At 71.1% G+C, this 14,243-nt stretch carries 14 protein-coding genes; 11 read left to right on the plus strand and 3 right to left on the minus strand.

The genetic code is table 11. The annotated features are described in order from the left end of the window. Positions 1-486: 486 nt before the first annotated feature. The 7 genes from QH283_RS08215 (at position 487) to QH283_RS08245 (ending at position 8,143) form a co-directional block, all read left to right on the plus strand. Positions 487-1,911, plus strand: a complete 1,425-nt coding sequence (locus tag QH283_RS08215) for an NlpC/P60 family protein (protein WP_280502419.1) — start codon at positions 487-489, stop codon at positions 1,909-1,911. Between the two features lie 192 nt (positions 1,912-2,103). Next, complete coding sequence (locus QH283_RS08220; protein WP_414689534.1) at positions 2,104-3,261, plus strand: AAA family ATPase; 1,158 nt, start codon at positions 2,104-2,106, stop codon at positions 3,259-3,261. A 13-nt stretch (positions 3,262-3,274) separates the two neighbouring features. After that, positions 3,275-4,225, plus strand: coding sequence for a DUF58 domain-containing protein (locus QH283_RS08225; RefSeq protein WP_280502431.1), 951 nt, complete (start codon positions 3,275-3,277; stop codon positions 4,223-4,225). Continuing rightward, entirely contained in the window at positions 4,222-5,229 is a 1,008-nt protein-coding gene (locus tag QH283_RS08230; protein WP_280502420.1) for a VWA domain-containing protein, read from the plus strand. Before QH283_RS08225 ends, QH283_RS08230 begins: the two co-directional genes overlap by 4 nt. 144 nt (positions 5,230-5,373) lie before the next feature. Continuing rightward, the gene (gene fabG1 / locus QH283_RS08235) at positions 5,374-6,090 is read left to right on the plus strand and encodes a 3-oxoacyl-ACP reductase FabG1 (protein WP_280502421.1); all 717 of its coding nucleotides are present in this window, start codon (positions 5,374-5,376) and stop codon (positions 6,088-6,090) included. Between the two features lie 93 nt (positions 6,091-6,183). After that, positions 6,184-7,023 (plus strand): NADH-dependent enoyl-ACP reductase InhA, encoded by an 840-nt coding sequence (inhA, locus tag QH283_RS08240; RefSeq protein WP_280502422.1) that lies wholly within the window; start codon positions 6,184-6,186, stop codon positions 7,021-7,023. 37 nt (positions 7,024-7,060) lie between these two features. Beyond that, a complete protein-coding gene (locus QH283_RS08245; protein WP_280502432.1) occupies positions 7,061-8,143 on the plus strand; it encodes a ferrochelatase in 1,083 nt (360 codons plus the stop codon). A 33-nt stretch (positions 8,144-8,176) separates the two neighbouring features. Here the strand turns inward: QH283_RS08245 and QH283_RS08250 are convergent, their stop codons facing one another. Together QH283_RS08250 and QH283_RS08255 are read right to left on the minus strand one after the other, a co-directional pair. Next, positions 8,177-8,986, minus strand: coding sequence for a hypothetical protein (locus QH283_RS08250; RefSeq protein WP_280502423.1), 810 nt, complete (start codon positions 8,984-8,986; stop codon positions 8,177-8,179). A gap of 48 nt (positions 8,987-9,034) precedes the next feature. Beyond that, on the minus strand, positions 9,035-9,880 hold the full coding sequence (locus QH283_RS08255) for a DUF3097 domain-containing protein (protein ID WP_280502424.1): 846 nt from the start codon (positions 9,878-9,880) through the stop codon (positions 9,035-9,037). Positions 9,881-9,992: 112 nt separating this feature from the next. Between QH283_RS08255 and QH283_RS08260 the strand changes: the two genes are divergently transcribed. From QH283_RS08260 to QH283_RS08270, 3 genes are all read left to right on the plus strand, one after another. Then, positions 9,993-10,424 (plus strand): NfeD family protein, encoded by a 432-nt coding sequence (locus QH283_RS08260; protein WP_280502425.1) that lies wholly within the window; start codon positions 9,993-9,995, stop codon positions 10,422-10,424. Positions 10,425-10,428: 4 nt separating this feature from the next. Then, a complete protein-coding gene (locus tag QH283_RS08265; RefSeq protein WP_280502426.1) occupies positions 10,429-11,820 on the plus strand; it encodes an SPFH domain-containing protein in 1,392 nt (463 codons plus the stop codon). A 130-nt stretch (positions 11,821-11,950) separates the two neighbouring features. Next, positions 11,951-12,283 carry a hypothetical protein gene (locus tag QH283_RS08270; protein WP_280502427.1) on the plus strand — a complete coding sequence of 111 codons (333 nt, stop codon included), beginning with the start codon at positions 11,951-11,953 and terminating at the stop codon, positions 12,281-12,283. Between the two features lie 18 nt (positions 12,284-12,301). Here the strand turns inward: QH283_RS08270 and QH283_RS08275 are convergent, their stop codons facing one another. Beyond that, positions 12,302-13,012: a TVP38/TMEM64 family protein gene (locus QH283_RS08275; RefSeq protein WP_280502428.1), complete on the minus strand. Its 711-nt coding sequence runs from the start codon at positions 13,010-13,012 to the stop codon at positions 12,302-12,304. A 184-nt stretch (positions 13,013-13,196) separates the two neighbouring features. Between QH283_RS08275 and QH283_RS08280 the strand changes: the two genes are divergently transcribed. Further along, a partial coding sequence (locus QH283_RS08280) for a methylmalonyl-CoA mutase family protein (protein ID WP_280502429.1) occupies positions 13,197-14,243 on the plus strand: 1,047 nt, incomplete at its 3' end.

The following is a 14,243-nucleotide window of genomic DNA, read 5'->3' on the forward strand; positions in this document are numbered from 1 at the left end:
CGTCACCGGCGGGTCGCCGCCCGGCGCGCCCGAGCCGGCCGGTTCGGAGCCCGCGCGTCGGCGCCCTCACGGGGCCGTCCCTCTTCGGGGGCGGCCCGTCGTCGTCTCCGGGGAACGCTCTCGTCCGGTGTCGTGGAAGCCCTCGAAGTCCTCCGGGCGCGGTCGAGACCGAGTTGTGACGTCCGAGCAGGCACGCCGCGCACCGAGCTCCGCTCGACACCCATACGCCGTCAACGGCGTTTTCATGACGTCCGGTCTGTTTATCTCCAGCAAATCGAACTCGATGAGTGGCGAATTCATGGCTATCAGCGAATTACGCGCTTGTGATTCTGTGACAGGAGTTTCGCGGGGGCCATAAAGTGTCGTACGGTTCGAGTGGTCGCCGATGGGGAACTAGAGGTAGAAGAGTTATCCGCCGACGGATGAGCAGGGTGGTCCCCGGTGGGGCTCGTGTGGCGATGCCCGACTCGAGTCCTTGGAGGTGCGATGCACAGGAACCATGGGGCCGGTCAGCGATCGAAACGAACGATCGCTCTCGGATTGCTGGTGTGCGCGGCGTTGGTGTTGACCGCTGGGACAGGCGTGGCGGTGCCGCCACCGCCGCCGAACCCCGGCGACGGGGAGATCGCCGCGGCCGGGGCACAGGTCGACGCCGAGGTGAGCACGCTCGGTGCGCTGATCAACGAGGTCGCCGCCGTCGACCAGGAACTGCGCAGGCTCGACGACGAGGTGGCCGCCCGCCGCGAAGAGGTCAACAAGGCGCTGGTCGACCTGCAACTGGCGCGCGAAGCCGCCGATGCCGCGGCCGAGCAGGTCGAGACCACCCAGGCCGATCTGACCGTGGCGGGCGAGGAGGTCGCCAGGGCCCGCGACGGCTTCGACGAGTTCGCCACCGTCGCCTACACACGACCGACCTCCGGCTCGCTCATCACCCACCTGGCCGCGGCCACCCCGACCGGGGCCATCGACCGCGCCGAGGTCATCGGCCTGGTGTCGAAGAACCAGCAGCAGGTGCTCGACACCCAGCGCCGCGCGCAGATCGAGCTGGGCAACCGCAACGCCGAAGCGCGCGAGGCCAAATCGCGCGCCGACGCGGCCGCCGCCGAGGCCGAGGCGCTCAAGCTCGCCGCCGAGAACGCCGTCGCCGCCGCCAAGTCCGCACTCGACAGCGAATCCGCGCGCCGCGCGAGCCTGCAACGCGAACGCGACGCCGCCCAGTCCCGACTAGACGCCGCCCGCGCGAACGTGCAGGGGCTGTACGACCAGCGCGAGGTCTACCAGGACTGGAACCAGCAGCGCCTGGCCGAGGAGGCCGAAGCCCTGCTGGTCGCCGCCGCCCAGGCCGCCGCCCGCGCCGCCGCCGACCTGGCCGCCAGGGAACGCGCCGCGCAACTCGGCGAGGGCAAGCGCCCGCACACCGAACTGGAGAACAGTCCGGCGCCGAAGAAGAAGTCCACGCCTTCGCCGACCAAACCCGCGGTGACCGGCGCCCAGGCGGTGGAGATCGTGGTCGACCGGGCGCTGTCGCAGCTCGGCGTCACCTACGCCTGGGGCGGTGGCGACGAGGACGGCCCCACGCTCGGCATCCGCGACGGCGGCGTGGCCGACAGCTACGGCGATTACAACAAGGTCGGTTTCGACTGCTCGGGCCTGATGGTCTACGCCTTCGCCGGCATCGGTGTCTCGCTGCCGCACTACAGCGGCTACCAGTACAACGCGGGCACCAGGGTCCCGCTGGCCCAGAAGGCCCGCGGCGCCATGCTCTTCTGGGGCCCCGGCGGCAGCCAGCACGTGGCCCTCTACCTGGGCAACGGAAAGATGGTGGAGGCGCCGCAATCCGGCGACGTCGTCAAGGTGTCCCCGGTGCGCGAGGACGGCATCATGCCCTATGCCGTCCGCATCATCACCTGAAACCGTGCTCCACCAGGTGTTCTCCGTTCGAGTCCGGCCGTCGCGCCGGGCTCGAACGCTGTGTGCGGGCCGCATCCGATTCGTGGTCGCGCCCGCGAATCACCGTGCCCGCGGCAGCCGGTTGCGGCAGAGTGGGCCGATACCTGGAATAGTTGGTGCCGCACGCACTAGACCGAGGCGAAAGCGGGGAGATTGGTGACTTCGACGGACAGCGTGAGCGGGGCGAATCTGGCGAAGGAGAAGCCGGAGGCAGCGAACGTTGCTGAGGGCGCCCTCGAGCGTGACGTCCAGACTCTCGAGAAGGCGATCTACGAGGTCAAGCGGGTCATCGTGGGGCAGGACCGGCTCGTCGAGCGGCTGCTGGTCGGCGTGCTCGCCCGCGGCCACGTGCTGCTCGAAGGCGTGCCGGGCATCGCCAAGACGCTGGCCGTGGAGACCTTCGCCAAGGTCGTCGGCGGCACCTTCTCCCGCGTGCAGTTCACCCCCGACCTGGTGCCCACCGACCTGATCGGCACCCGCATCTACCGCCAGGGCCGCGAGGAATTCGACACCGAACTCGGCCCGGTGGTGGCCAACTTCGTGCTCGCCGACGAGATCAACCGCGCGCCCGCCAAGGTGCAGTCCGCGCTGCTCGAGGTGATGGCCGAGCGGCACGTCTCCATCGGCGGCAAGACCTACCCGATGCCCGATCCGTTCCTGGTCATGGCGACCCAGAACCCGATCGAGAGCGAAGGCGTGTACCCGCTGCCCGAGGCGCAGCGCGACCGCTTCCTGTTCAAGGTCGTCGTGGACTACCCCTCCGTCGAGGAGGAACGCGAGATCATCTACCGGATGGGCGTCACCCCGCCGCAGGCCCAGCGGGTGCTCGACCCCGAGGAGCTGATCCGCCTGCAGAAGGTCGCCGCCAACACCTTCGTGCACCACGCCCTGGTCGACTACGTGGTCCGGGTGATCGCCGCGACCCGCAACCCGCTGGACTTCGGCATGACCGATGTCGCCAACTGGATCGCCTACGGCGCCTCGCCGCGCGCCAGCCTCGGCATCATCTCCGCCGCCCGCGCCGTCGCGCTCATCCGCGGTCGCGACTACGTGGTGCCCCAGGACGTCGTCGAGGTCATCCCGGACGTGCTGCGCCACCGCCTGGTGCTGTCCTACGACGCGCTGGCCGACGAGGTCACCCCGGAGGACGTCATCAAGCGGGTCCTGCAGACCGTCGGCCTGCCACAGGTGGCCCCGCAGGCGGTGCCCTCCGGCGCGCCGCAGCAGCAGATCCCGCAGCCGCCGGCGCAGGGGCAGGTTCCGCAGGTCCCGGGCGCCCCCGCCCCGGCCGGCGCCGACCAGTCCAAGTGATCCCGGCGTGACCATGTCATTGCATGCGCCGCCGTCCTTCCGGGCGGGTGAACTCTCCGACGCACGCCTGGCCGCCGCGCTGAAGACACTCGAGCTGACCGTGCGCCGCCGTCTCGACGGCGTCCTGCACGGCGACCACCTCGGCCTCATCCCCGGCCCCGGCTCGGAGCCGGGGGAGTCCCGGCTCTACCAGCCGGGCGACGACGTGCGCCAGATGGACTGGTCGGTCACCGCCCGCACCACCCAGCCGCACGTGCGGCAGATGATCGCCGACCGCGAGCTGGAGACGTGGATGGTGATCGACCTGTCGGCCAGCCTCGACTTCGGTACCGCCGCCTGCCAGAAGCGCGATCTGGCGATCGCCGCCGCGGCCGCGGTCACCCACCTCACCAGCGGTGGCGGCAACCGCGTCGGCGCCGTCGTCGCCACCGGCGACCAGCTGGTGCGCATCCCGGCCCGCAGCGGGCGGGTGCATGCCCAGTCGCTGCTGCGCGCCGTGGCCACCACCCCGCACGCCCGCGACGGCGTGCGCGGCGACCTGCGCGGCGCCATCGAGTCGCTGCGCCGCCCGCAGCGCAAGCGCGGGCTCGCCGTGGTCATCAGCGACTTCCTCGGCGACATCGACTGGCAGCGCTCGCTGCGCGCGATCTCCGGCCGCCACGACCTGCTCGCGGTGGAGGTGCTCGACCCGCGCGACCTGGAACTGCCCGACGTGGGTGATGTGGTGCTGCACGACCCCGAGACCGGCCGCACCAGGGAATTCAGCATCACCCCCACCCTGCGCGCCGACTTCCGTGCCGCCGCCCAGCACCACCGCGAGCAGGTGGCGCAGGCGTTGCGCAGCTGCGGCGCGCCGGTGATGAGCTTGCAGACCGATCGCGACTGGATCGCTGATGTGGTCCGGTTCGTGTCCACCCGGCGCCACGCACTGGGCGCCTCGACCGGGCGGGTGCCTCGTCAGTGAGTATTTCGCATTTCACCGCGCCGCTGTGGCTCGGTTTCCTGCTGGTGGTCGCGCTGATCGCGCTCGGCTACGTGCTGGTCCAGCGCGCCAGGCACCGCCGCATGCTGCGCTTCTCCAACATGGAGCTGCTGGAGCGGGTCGCGCCGTCGCGGCCGTCGCCGGTGCGGCACGTGCCGGTGGCGCTGATGCTGGTCGGCCTGGTCTTCCTGACCGTCGCGGCGGCGGGCCCGACGGCGGTGCAGAAGGTGCCGCGCAACCGCGCGACCGTCGTGCTCGTCATGGACGTCTCGCTGTCGATGGAGGCTCAGGACGTCCCGCCGAACCGGCTCTCGGTCGCCCAGCAGGCGGGCAAGGAGTTCGTCGACGGCCTGACCCCCGGGATCAACCTCGGTTTCGTGACCTTCGCCGGCACCGCCTCGGTCATGCAGCCGCCCACCACCAACCGGGAGGCCGCCAAGGCCGCCATCGACAACATCAAGCTCTCCGAGCGCACCGCCACCGGTGAGGGCATCCTGACCGCCATCCAGTCCATCGAGACGCTGGCCACGGTGCTCGGCGGCGCGGAGACCCCGCCGCCTGCGCGCATCGTGCTGATGTCCGACGGCAAGCAGACCGTGCCCGACGACAAGGACGTCGACAATCCCCGGCACGCCTACACCGCGGCCCGGCTGGCCAAGAACAAGGGCATCCCGGTCTCGACCATCTCCTTCGGCACCGAGTGGGGTGCGGTGGAGATCCCCGACCAGGACGGCGGCGGGGGTGTGCAGCGGGTGAAGGTGCCCGTCGACAACGAGTCGCTGCGCGAGATCGCCAAGCTGTCGGGCGGGGAGTTCTACACCGCCTCCAGCCTCGAGGAGCTGACCGCCGTCTACGACACCCTCGAGGAGCAGATCGGCTACGAGACCACCCGCGGCGACGCCAGCAGGCCCTGGTTGCTGCTCGGCATGCTGTTCGTCTCGGCCGGTGTCGTCTCGGGTCTGCTGCTGCGCCAGCGTCTGCCGTGAGCCGGTGCGCGGGCCGGTGCGGAGGCGGCCCGCACTGTGCGGGCGATGGTGAACGGCCTGGTTGCCCGCCGGACGGTTGTCGTCGGACACAAGCTCGTCCGCCCGGGCGTCGGCCCCGCCGCGGGAGCAGATAGGTTAAGCCCCATGACCAACCTCACACCTCGATCGGTACTGGTGACCGGCGGCAACCGGGGCATCGGCCTCGCCGTCGCCCGGCGGCTGTCGGCCGACGGTCACAAGGTGGCCGTCACCCATCGCGGTTCGGGCGCCCCTGACGGGCTCTTCGGCGTCAAGTGCGACGTCACCGACTCCGCCTCCGTCGACCAGGCGTTCAGCGAGGTCGAAGCGCACCATGGCCCGGTGGAGGTCCTGGTGGCCAACGCGGGCATCACCGACAACATGCTGCTCATGCGGCTGTCGGAGGAGCAGTTCACCTCGGTGCTCGACGCCAACCTCACCGGCGCCTTCCGCTGCGCCAAGCGCGCCACCAAGGGCATGCAGCGCGCCCGCTTCGGCCGGATGATCTTCCTCGGTTCGGTGGTCGCCATGTCCGGCGTGCCGGGTCAGGTCAACTACGCCGCCTCCAAGGCGGGCCTGATCGGCATGGCCCGCTCCATCGCCCGCGAGATCGGCACCCGCAACATCACCGCCAATGTCGTCGCCCCCGGTTTCATCGACACCGACATGACCGCGGAGATGGAGGACAAGTACATCGAGATGGCCAAGCAGGCCATCCCGCTCGGCCGCACCGGCAAGCCGGAGGAAGTCGCCGCCGTGATCAGCTTCCTCGCCTCCGACGACGCCGCCTACGTCAGTGGCGCGGTGATCCCGGTCGACGGCGGAATGGGCATGGGGCACTAGTATTCCGCTGGCCAGCGGGTAGCTCCGCTGGCCGGCGGCAGCGCACTCATCCGGTGTGGGCACACTCTAGAAATCAGGGAGAACCAGGAACTCATGGGCGGACTGCTCGAAGGCAAGACCATCCTCGTCACCGGCATCATCACCGATGCCTCGATCGCGTTCCGTGCGGCCGCGATCGCGCAGGAGCAGGGCGCCAAGGTGCTCATCACCGGTATCCCGGAGCGGCTGCGGCTCATCGACCGCATCGCCAAGCGGCTGCCGAAGGAGGTTCCGCCCGCGATCGGCCTCGACGTGACCAACGAGGAGGATCTGGCCTCGCTGGCCGACAAGGTGCGCGAGCTGGCCCCCGAGGGCCTCGACGGCGTGCTGCACTCCATCGCGTTCGCCCCGCGCACCCTCATGGGCCCGGATGCCAAGCCGTTCCTGGAGGGCCCCGGCCCCGACGCGGCCAAGGCCTTCGAGATCTCGGCGTGGAGCTACGCCTCGCTGGCCCGGGCGGTGCTGCCGGTGATGAACGAGCGCGGCTCGATCGTTGGCATGGATTTCGATCCGCGCACCGCGATGCCGTACTACAACTGGATGGGTGTGGCCAAGGCGGCGCTGGAGTCGGTGAACCGCTACGTCGCCCGCGAGGTGGGCGAGGCCAAGAAGATCCGCTCGAATCTGGTCGCCGCGGGCCCGATCAAGACCCTGGCCGCCAAGGCCATCGCGGGCACCGCCACCGACGACGCCGCCAAGCTCAACCAGCTCAACCTCTACTGGGACGGCGCGGCGCCGATCGGCTGGGACGTCGACGACCCGACCGCCGTCGGCAAGTCCATCGTCGCCCTGCTCTCGGACTGGCTGCCCGCCACCACCGGCTCGATCATCTACGTCGACGGCGGCGCCAGCCACAACACCTGGTTCCCGGAAGGGTTCGCCGCCACCAACTGATCGCCGCAAGTCGCCGACTGATCCGGGAGAGGATTCGATCGTGGCCGCCGATGTAGCCGGTTCGTTCGCCTGTGACGCGCTCGTCCTGCTGTCCTTCGGCGGCCCCGAACGGCCCGAGGACGTGATGCCGTTCCTGGAGAACGTCACCAGGGGGCGCGGGGTGCCGCGCGAACGCCTCGAGGAGGTCGCCCAGCACTACCTGCACTTCGGCGGCGTCTCCCCGATCAACGCGCTCAACCGCGACATCATCGCCGCGGTCGAGCGCGAACTCGCCGCCGCGGGCATGGACCTGCCCGTGTACTTCGGCAACCGCAACTGGCACCCGATGGTGGAGGACACCGTCGCGAAGCTCGCCGAGGACGGGGTGCGCTCGGCGCTGGTCTTCCCCACCTCGGCGTGGGGCGGCTATTCCGGCCGCCTGCAGTACCACGAGGACATCGCCAGGGCCAGGGCCGCGGTCGGCGAGCGCGCGCCGCGCCTGCGCAAACTGCGCCAGTATTTCGACCACCCGCTCTTGGTGGAGTCCTTCGCCGACGCCATCACCGCGGCCGTGGCCGGACTGCCCGCCGACCGGCGCGAGCGGGCGCGGCTGGTCTTCACCGCCCACTCGGTGCCTCTCAGCGCCGACGCCGCCGCCGGCCCGCCCGCCGACGGCGGCCACCTCTACACCCGCCAGGTCGCCGAGGCCGCCCGATTGTCCGCCGCCGCGGCCGGTTTCGACGAGTACGACCTGGTCTGGCAGTCCCGCTCCGGCCCGCCCCAGGTGCCGTGGCTCGAACCCGACATCGTCGATCACCTGACGGACCTGTCCGTCAAGGGCGTCGACGCGGTGGTGGTGTGCCCGGTCGGGTTCGTCTCCGACCATCTCGAGGTCATCTGGGATCTGGACAACGAGGCGAAGGACAAGGCCGCCGAACTCGGCATGTCCTTCGCCCGCGCCGCCACCCCCGGCACCGACCCGCGCTTCGCGCGGCTGGTCGTGGAACTGATCCGCGAGCAACTCGACGGCCTCGCCCCGCGTCGGCTCAGTGACGTCCCCGGCTACGGCGACACCGACGACGGCGCCCCGTGCGCGGTGAAATGCTGTGCGCCGCAACGCCGCCCCGCCGCGAGCAACTGACATCGCCCCGCGCCGGGAGCGGGCCGGGCACGCTCAGCCGCGAGCGGAGGCGTGGATCGCGACCAGTCGCGCGGCCCGGATCGCGTCCCACAGCGGCCGCAGCAGGTTCTCGTGCTCGTTCATGGCGCTGGCCGAGGTGGGGGAGGACGCAGGCTCGCGCTGGGCGACGGTCAGGATGGCCGCCACGTGGTCGGCGGTGTCGAGAATCCGCCTGGCGCGCAACGGAATCGAGTCCGGGTAGTCGTGCCGCGAGTAGTCGGCCAGCTGGGCCTCGATGAGCTGGCGCGGATCGGCGTCGGAGCCGCCCGCCCCGGTGGTGTGCAGTTTCATCAGCGCGTCGGCGGCGTCGCGCACCGCCTCGCGCATGGTGTACTCGGCCTCGCCCAGCGACAGATCCGTCCCCGGCGCGGCGGGCAGCGGCACGGTGTAGACCGTCCACTGCAAGGTGTCGTCGTCGACCCACAACGGGATCAGACCGGTGCCGTCACTACCCGGCGTGCCGGCGAGGATGCCCTCGCCCGCCTCCAGCGCATCCGCGGCGAACACCGTGCCGACCGGCAGGCCGCGCACGTCGCCGGGGACCGGAAGCACCAGGCGCACCTGCGCGCTCTCGCCCGCCATCGCCTCCCGAATCACCTTGAGCAGTGGCATGACCGCGCTTCCGGTGGGTTCGCCGCGATAGGACCACGGCAGGTCGGATCGCCCGCCGGTCAAGGGATCACCGGCGGCGATGGTGTGTCTCGGCGCCCACGCGTGTAGTGCCCCGAGCACGTCGTCGGGCGCACTGTTCCCGGCCAGCCAGGAGCCGGCCCACACCGTCAGCGTGGCACTAGGAGAGCACATAATCATCGAGCATAAAGCCGTCGGCGCTCTCGCACCGGCAGAGTGTGGCTACTGCGTGGTGTCCGCCGGTTCGGTGACGAAATCGATCAGCCGCTCGACCGCCCCGATGAGCGGCGATTCCAGATCGCGGAACGAGGTGACCGAGGAGTAGACGCGCCGCCACCCGTCCCGCGGCATCCCCCAGCCCAGCCGTGCGCACACCCCGCTCTTCCAGTCCTCGCCGCGCGGCACCCGAGGCCAGGCCTCGATCCCCAGCGCGGCCGGCCGCACCGCCTGCCACACGTCGACGAACGGATGGCCGGTGACGAGCACGTGCGGGCCGAGCCCGGTGGTCAGGTGGGTTTCCTTCGAGCCGGTCACCAGGTGGTCGACCAACACCCCGACCCGCCTGCCGGGGCCGGGGGCGAACTCGGCCAGCCGCCCGGCCAGATTGTCCAGGCCATCCAGATGCTCCACGACCACGCCCTCCACCCGCAGATCGTGGCCCCACACCCGCTCCACCAGCGCGGCGTCGTGCACGCCCTCCACCCAGATCCGGCCTGCCCTGGCCACCCGCGCGCGCAGCCCCTCCACCCGGGTCGAGCCGGACGCCGAGCGGGTCGGCTTCGCCGCGGCGGCCCGCTTCGGCCGCACCAGCGTGACCGGCTGTCCGTCGATGAGGAAGGCCGCCTCCCGCAGGGCGAACAGCCGCACCGCGCCGCGCCGGTCCTCGAGCTTGACGAACTCCCCGTCGTAGCTGCGGTCGAATCCGACGACCGCGCCGCAGAATCCGGTGGCCGCGTCCTCGACGACCAGATCGCGCTCGGCCTGCACGACCGGGATCGCGCGCTTGCTCCTCCTCGCGTGCCCGGCGAAGATGACGCCGCCGTACCGTTCGCTGTCCCGCGTACTCACCCGATCGAAAGTACCCGCCGCCGACCCGCTTTCGACGCCGCGACGCGATGGAGACCGAATCGGACGATTCGGTCGGGCCCGTGATCGGTGACCGCGGGCTAGAGTGGGTTCCGTGGCAGCGATTGCATGGCTGGTGGCGGGCCTGTTGCTCGCCGCCGCGGAAGTGCTGGTCGGGGAACTCACCCTGTTGATGCTCGGCGCGGCCGCGCTGGGCACCGCGGGATTCAGCGCGGCCACCGACTTCCCGGTGGTGGTCGACGCGCTGGTCTTCGGCCTCATCACGCTGGTGCTGTTCGCCGGGGTGCGGCCGGTGTTGCGCCGCAGGTTCGGCAACGAACCGCCCACCCTGACCAATGTGCACGCGCTGCCGGGAAAGACCGCGATCGTGCTGGAAGAGGTCTCCGACTCCGCCGGGCTGGTGAAGCTGGCCGGCGAGGTGTGGAGCGCACGCGCGATGAACGTGGGGGACGTCTTCGAACCGGGGGCGACCGTGTCCGTGATGGCGATCGACGGTGCGACGGCCGTCGTGTGGAAGGGACCGTAACCGTATGGAATTTCTCGTAGTCGCCCTGGTCATCGTGATCCTGATCGCGGTGGTCGTGTTCAAGTCGATCGCGCTGGTGCCGCAGGCCGAGGCCGCGGTCATCGAGCGCCTCGGCCGCTACTCGCGCACCGTGTCCGGCCAGCTGACCTTTCTGATCCCCTTCGCCGACCGTGTCCGCGCCAAGGTCGACCTGCGCGAGCGCGTCGTCTCCTTCCCGCCGCAGCCGGTCATCACCCAGGACAACCTGACCCTGCAGATCGACTCGGTCGTCTACTTCCAGGTCACCGATCCGAAGGCCGCGGTCTACGAGATCAGCAACTACATCGCCGCCGTCGAGCAGCTGACCGTCACCACGCTGCGCAACGTGGTCGGCGGCATGACGCTCGAGGACACCCTGACCTCCCGCGACCAGATCAACAGCCAGCTGCGCGGCGTGCTCGACGAGGCCACCGGCCGCTGGGGTCTGCGGGTCGCGCGGGTCGAGCTCAAGGCCATCGATCCGCCGCCGTCGATCCAGGAGTCGATGGAAAAGCAGATGAAGGCCGATCGCGAGAAGCGCGCCATGATCCTCACCGCCGAGGGCACCCGTGAATCGCAGATCAAGACCGCCGAGGGCGCCAAGCAGGCGCAGATCCTCGCCGCCGAGGGCGCCAAGCAGTCGGCCATCCTGTCCGCCGAGGGCGAGCGGCAGAGCCGCATCCTGCGCGCTCAGGGCGAGCGCGCCGCGGCCTACCTGCAGGCGCAGGGCCAGGCCAAGGCCATCGAGAAGGTCTTCGCCGCGATCAAGGCGGGCAAGCCGACTCCCGAGCTGCTGGCCTACCAGTACATGCAGACCCTGCCGATGGTGGCCCGCGGCGACGCCAACAAGGTGTGGATGGTGCCCAGCGACTTCGGCAAGGCGCTGGAGGGCTTCGCCCGCAACTTCGGCACCAAGGGCGAGGACGGCGTCTTCCGCTACGAGCCGCCCACCGAGGACGTCTCCCCGCCGAAGGTGGAGGACGACGCCGATGTCGCCGACTGGTTCGACATGACCAGCGACCCCACCATCGAACGTGCCGTCCGCGCCGCCGAGGCCGACGCCCGCAAGCCGGTAGACAACCCGGTCGCCGCCTCGCGCAGCAGCGCCGCCGGTCGGTCCGCGCCGCCCGCGCAGCAGCCCGCCGCCCCGCCGTCCGCGCCGCCGCAGCTCGAGCAGCAACAGTGGCAGGCCGGTCAGGGGCTGGTCACTCCGTCGCCCGAGCAGCAGCCACACCCGCAGCACCACCAGCCGCCCCAGGCCGGGCAGGCGCAGCCGCCGCGCCCCGGCGGCCCGACCCCCCGCGGTCCGCCGCCCGGCTACGCGCCCCCGCAGCAACAGAACTACGGCCGTCCGCCGGAGGGTTACGGCAGGCCGTGACCTCGGCCCGGCCGGTGACGCGACCCACAAGAAGAAGTTTGCTGAACAATTGCTGATACCCGAATTTCGGGCTACGGTGACCGTGATCAACTGGCACGGGCCACCGGGCCCGGAACTCGGGGAGAGCGTGATGTCGGACCAGTCCATCTTCGCCGGCGCACCGCGACCTGCGGACGCGGGATCACTGGCGGCCAAGCAGTTCGAGAACCGCGGCGACACGGTCTGGGTCGGCATCGGCCGCCCCGTGCCGTTCCCGCGGCGCGCGGGCTGGTGCTGCCGGGTGCGAGTCGAGCGCGACACCAGGCTGGAACAGTCCCAGGTCGTCGCCGCGAGCAAGCGTGAAGTCCTCCGCCTGGCTCTGGAACTGGTGACCGGCAGGCTCGGCGTCACCGAATCCCAATTCCTCGACGGCGCGGCTGTCGACGCCGACGCCTCGGCAGAACTGTTCGCGCTCGCCCGGTAGAACCGGCACCGCCCGAACTCAGCTCCGGGAAGTCGCCTCGGCGCTCTCCGCCGCCACGCCCACCGGGTCCGTGCGCGCGGGCTGCGCGTCCGCCGGCTCCCACCTGGCGTCCACGACCAGCCCGGCCAGCCCGATCAACAGGCAGATCACCGACACCGTGAGGGCGACCGGATGGGTGCCTCCGGTCAACGCGTCGGCGAGGACAACCGTCGCGATCGTCCCAGGCGCCGAGCCGATCACCGTCGCCGCCAGATACGGCCGCACCCTGATCGAGGTCAGCGCGCAGCAGTAGTTGACCACCGAGAACGGCGCGAACGAGATCAGCCGCAGCGACCCGACCGCCAGCCAGCCGCGCCTGCGCAGCCGGTCGTCCACCGCCCGCACCGTCGGATGCGTCAGCCGCGCCGCCACCCGGTCGCGGCCCATCGCCCGCACCAGCCGCAGCGCCAGCACCGCCGCCACCGCCGTGGCCGTCAGCGCGATGGTGATGCCGAGCGCCGCCCCGAACAGCACCCCGCAACTGACCGTCAGCACCGTGCGCGGGAACGGCGCCACCGCGACCAGGGCATAGAACAGCAGGAACAGCGGCGGGAACCACGCGCCGAGCGAACCGGCCCAGTCCTGGATCTGCTGCGGTGTCGGCAGCGGGACCAACAGCGCGGCGGCGAACAGCGCGCCGAGGACAGCCAGCAGCGCGAGCACACGCGGATTCCTGAGCAACGCCGTCACCGGGCAGAGGTTACCGGTTGGTAGTGGCACTCGAGGTCAGCCACCGTGCGGGCTGCCGCTAGCATCAAGGGAAACGGGACGAATGCTCGTTAACCTACGTGCTCGCTGAGCTGGGCGGACACGGCGGGTTTCGGGTGCACAGGGGTGTGCGCGCCCCGTGGTCGAGTGGAAGAGGGAAGAAGCTATGCCGATCGCTTCAGATCCGTCTCCGGGTGCGGAGGCAGTGCCGCAGTACGGTGCGTGGCGTAAGGGTGTGGCGGGCGTGCTCGCCAAGGCACGCAAGGTCGACGTGTCCGAGCTGCCCGAGCAGCCGGAACAGCTGCTCGCGCAGACCACCTACGACGGTCTGACCGTCAACCCGCTCTACACGCGCCGCGACGAGCGGCCGGAACCGCCGCTGCCCGGCGAGTTCCCCTTCGTGCGCGGCCGTGACGGCAAGCGCGACGTGCACCGCGGCTGGAACGTCAGCGCCGACTTCACCGGCGCCGACGCCGAGGCCGTCAACCGCGAGATCCTCGCCGGCTTGGAGAACGGCCTCAGTGCCGTCCGCCTCGGCGTCGGGGCGAACGGCGTGGCGGTCGCCGCCCTCCCGGCCGCCGTCCGTGGCCTGCTCTTCGAACTCGCCCCCCTGGCACTGAGTGCCGGTGCCGATGTCGCCGAGGCCGCCGCCACGCTCTACGGCGTCCTCGACGGCTACACCGCCGAACAGCTGAACCGCGCCGACATCCAGATCTCCCTCGGCGCCGCTCCGCTCACCAGCGCCTTCGCCGGCGCCCCCGACATCGACCTCGCGAAGGCCGTCGAACTGGCCGAGCAGGCGATCGCCCGCGCCGAGACCGTCCGCGCGATCACCGTGGACGGCACCGCCTTCCACAACGCGGGCGCCTCCGACGCCCAGGAACTCGGCGCCGCCGTCGCCGCGGGCCTGGCCTACCTGCGCGCGCTCACCGCCGCGGGCGTGCCGGTCGCCGACGCGCTCGGCCAGCTCGAGTTCCGCCTCTCCGCGACCGACGACCAGTTCGCCACCATCGCTAAATTCCGTGCCGCGCGCACCCTCTGGGCCCGCGTCGCCCAGGTCGCCGGCGCCCCGGAAGCCGGCGGCGCGCCGCAGCACGCCGTCACCTCAGCGGTCATGATGAGCAAGCGCGACCCCTGGGTGAACCTGCTGCGCACCACGCTGGCCACCTTCGGCGCGGGCGTCGGCGGCGCCGACACCCTCACCGTGCTGCCC

The organism is Nocardia farcinica (assembly GCF_029867845.1).
Classification (GTDB): Bacteria; Actinomycetota; Actinomycetes; order Mycobacteriales; family Mycobacteriaceae; genus Nocardia; species Nocardia farcinica_A.

What these genes read in the sequence shown, in the direction of transcription:
- QH283_RS08215 (WP_280502419.1), top strand. Translation starts at nt 487, where the DNA reads ATGCACAGGAACCATGGGGCCGGTCAGCGATCGAAACGAACGATCGCT.
- QH283_RS08225 (WP_280502431.1), top strand. Translation starts at nt 3,275, where the DNA reads ATGTCATTGCATGCGCCGCCGTCCTTCCGGGCGGGTGAACTCTCCGAC.
- fabG1 (WP_280502421.1), top strand. Translation starts at nt 5,374, where the DNA reads ATGACCAACCTCACACCTCGATCGGTACTGGTGACCGGCGGCAACCGG.
- inhA (WP_280502422.1), top strand. Translation starts at nt 6,184, where the DNA reads ATGGGCGGACTGCTCGAAGGCAAGACCATCCTCGTCACCGGCATCATC.
- QH283_RS08250 (WP_280502423.1), bottom strand. Translation starts at nt 8,986, where the DNA reads ATGTGCTCTCCTAGTGCCACGCTGACGGTGTGGGCCGGCTCCTGGCTG.
- QH283_RS08265 (WP_280502426.1), top strand. Translation starts at nt 10,429, where the DNA reads ATGGAATTTCTCGTAGTCGCCCTGGTCATCGTGATCCTGATCGCGGTG.
- QH283_RS08270 (WP_280502427.1), top strand. Translation starts at nt 11,951, where the DNA reads ATGTCGGACCAGTCCATCTTCGCCGGCGCACCGCGACCTGCGGACGCG.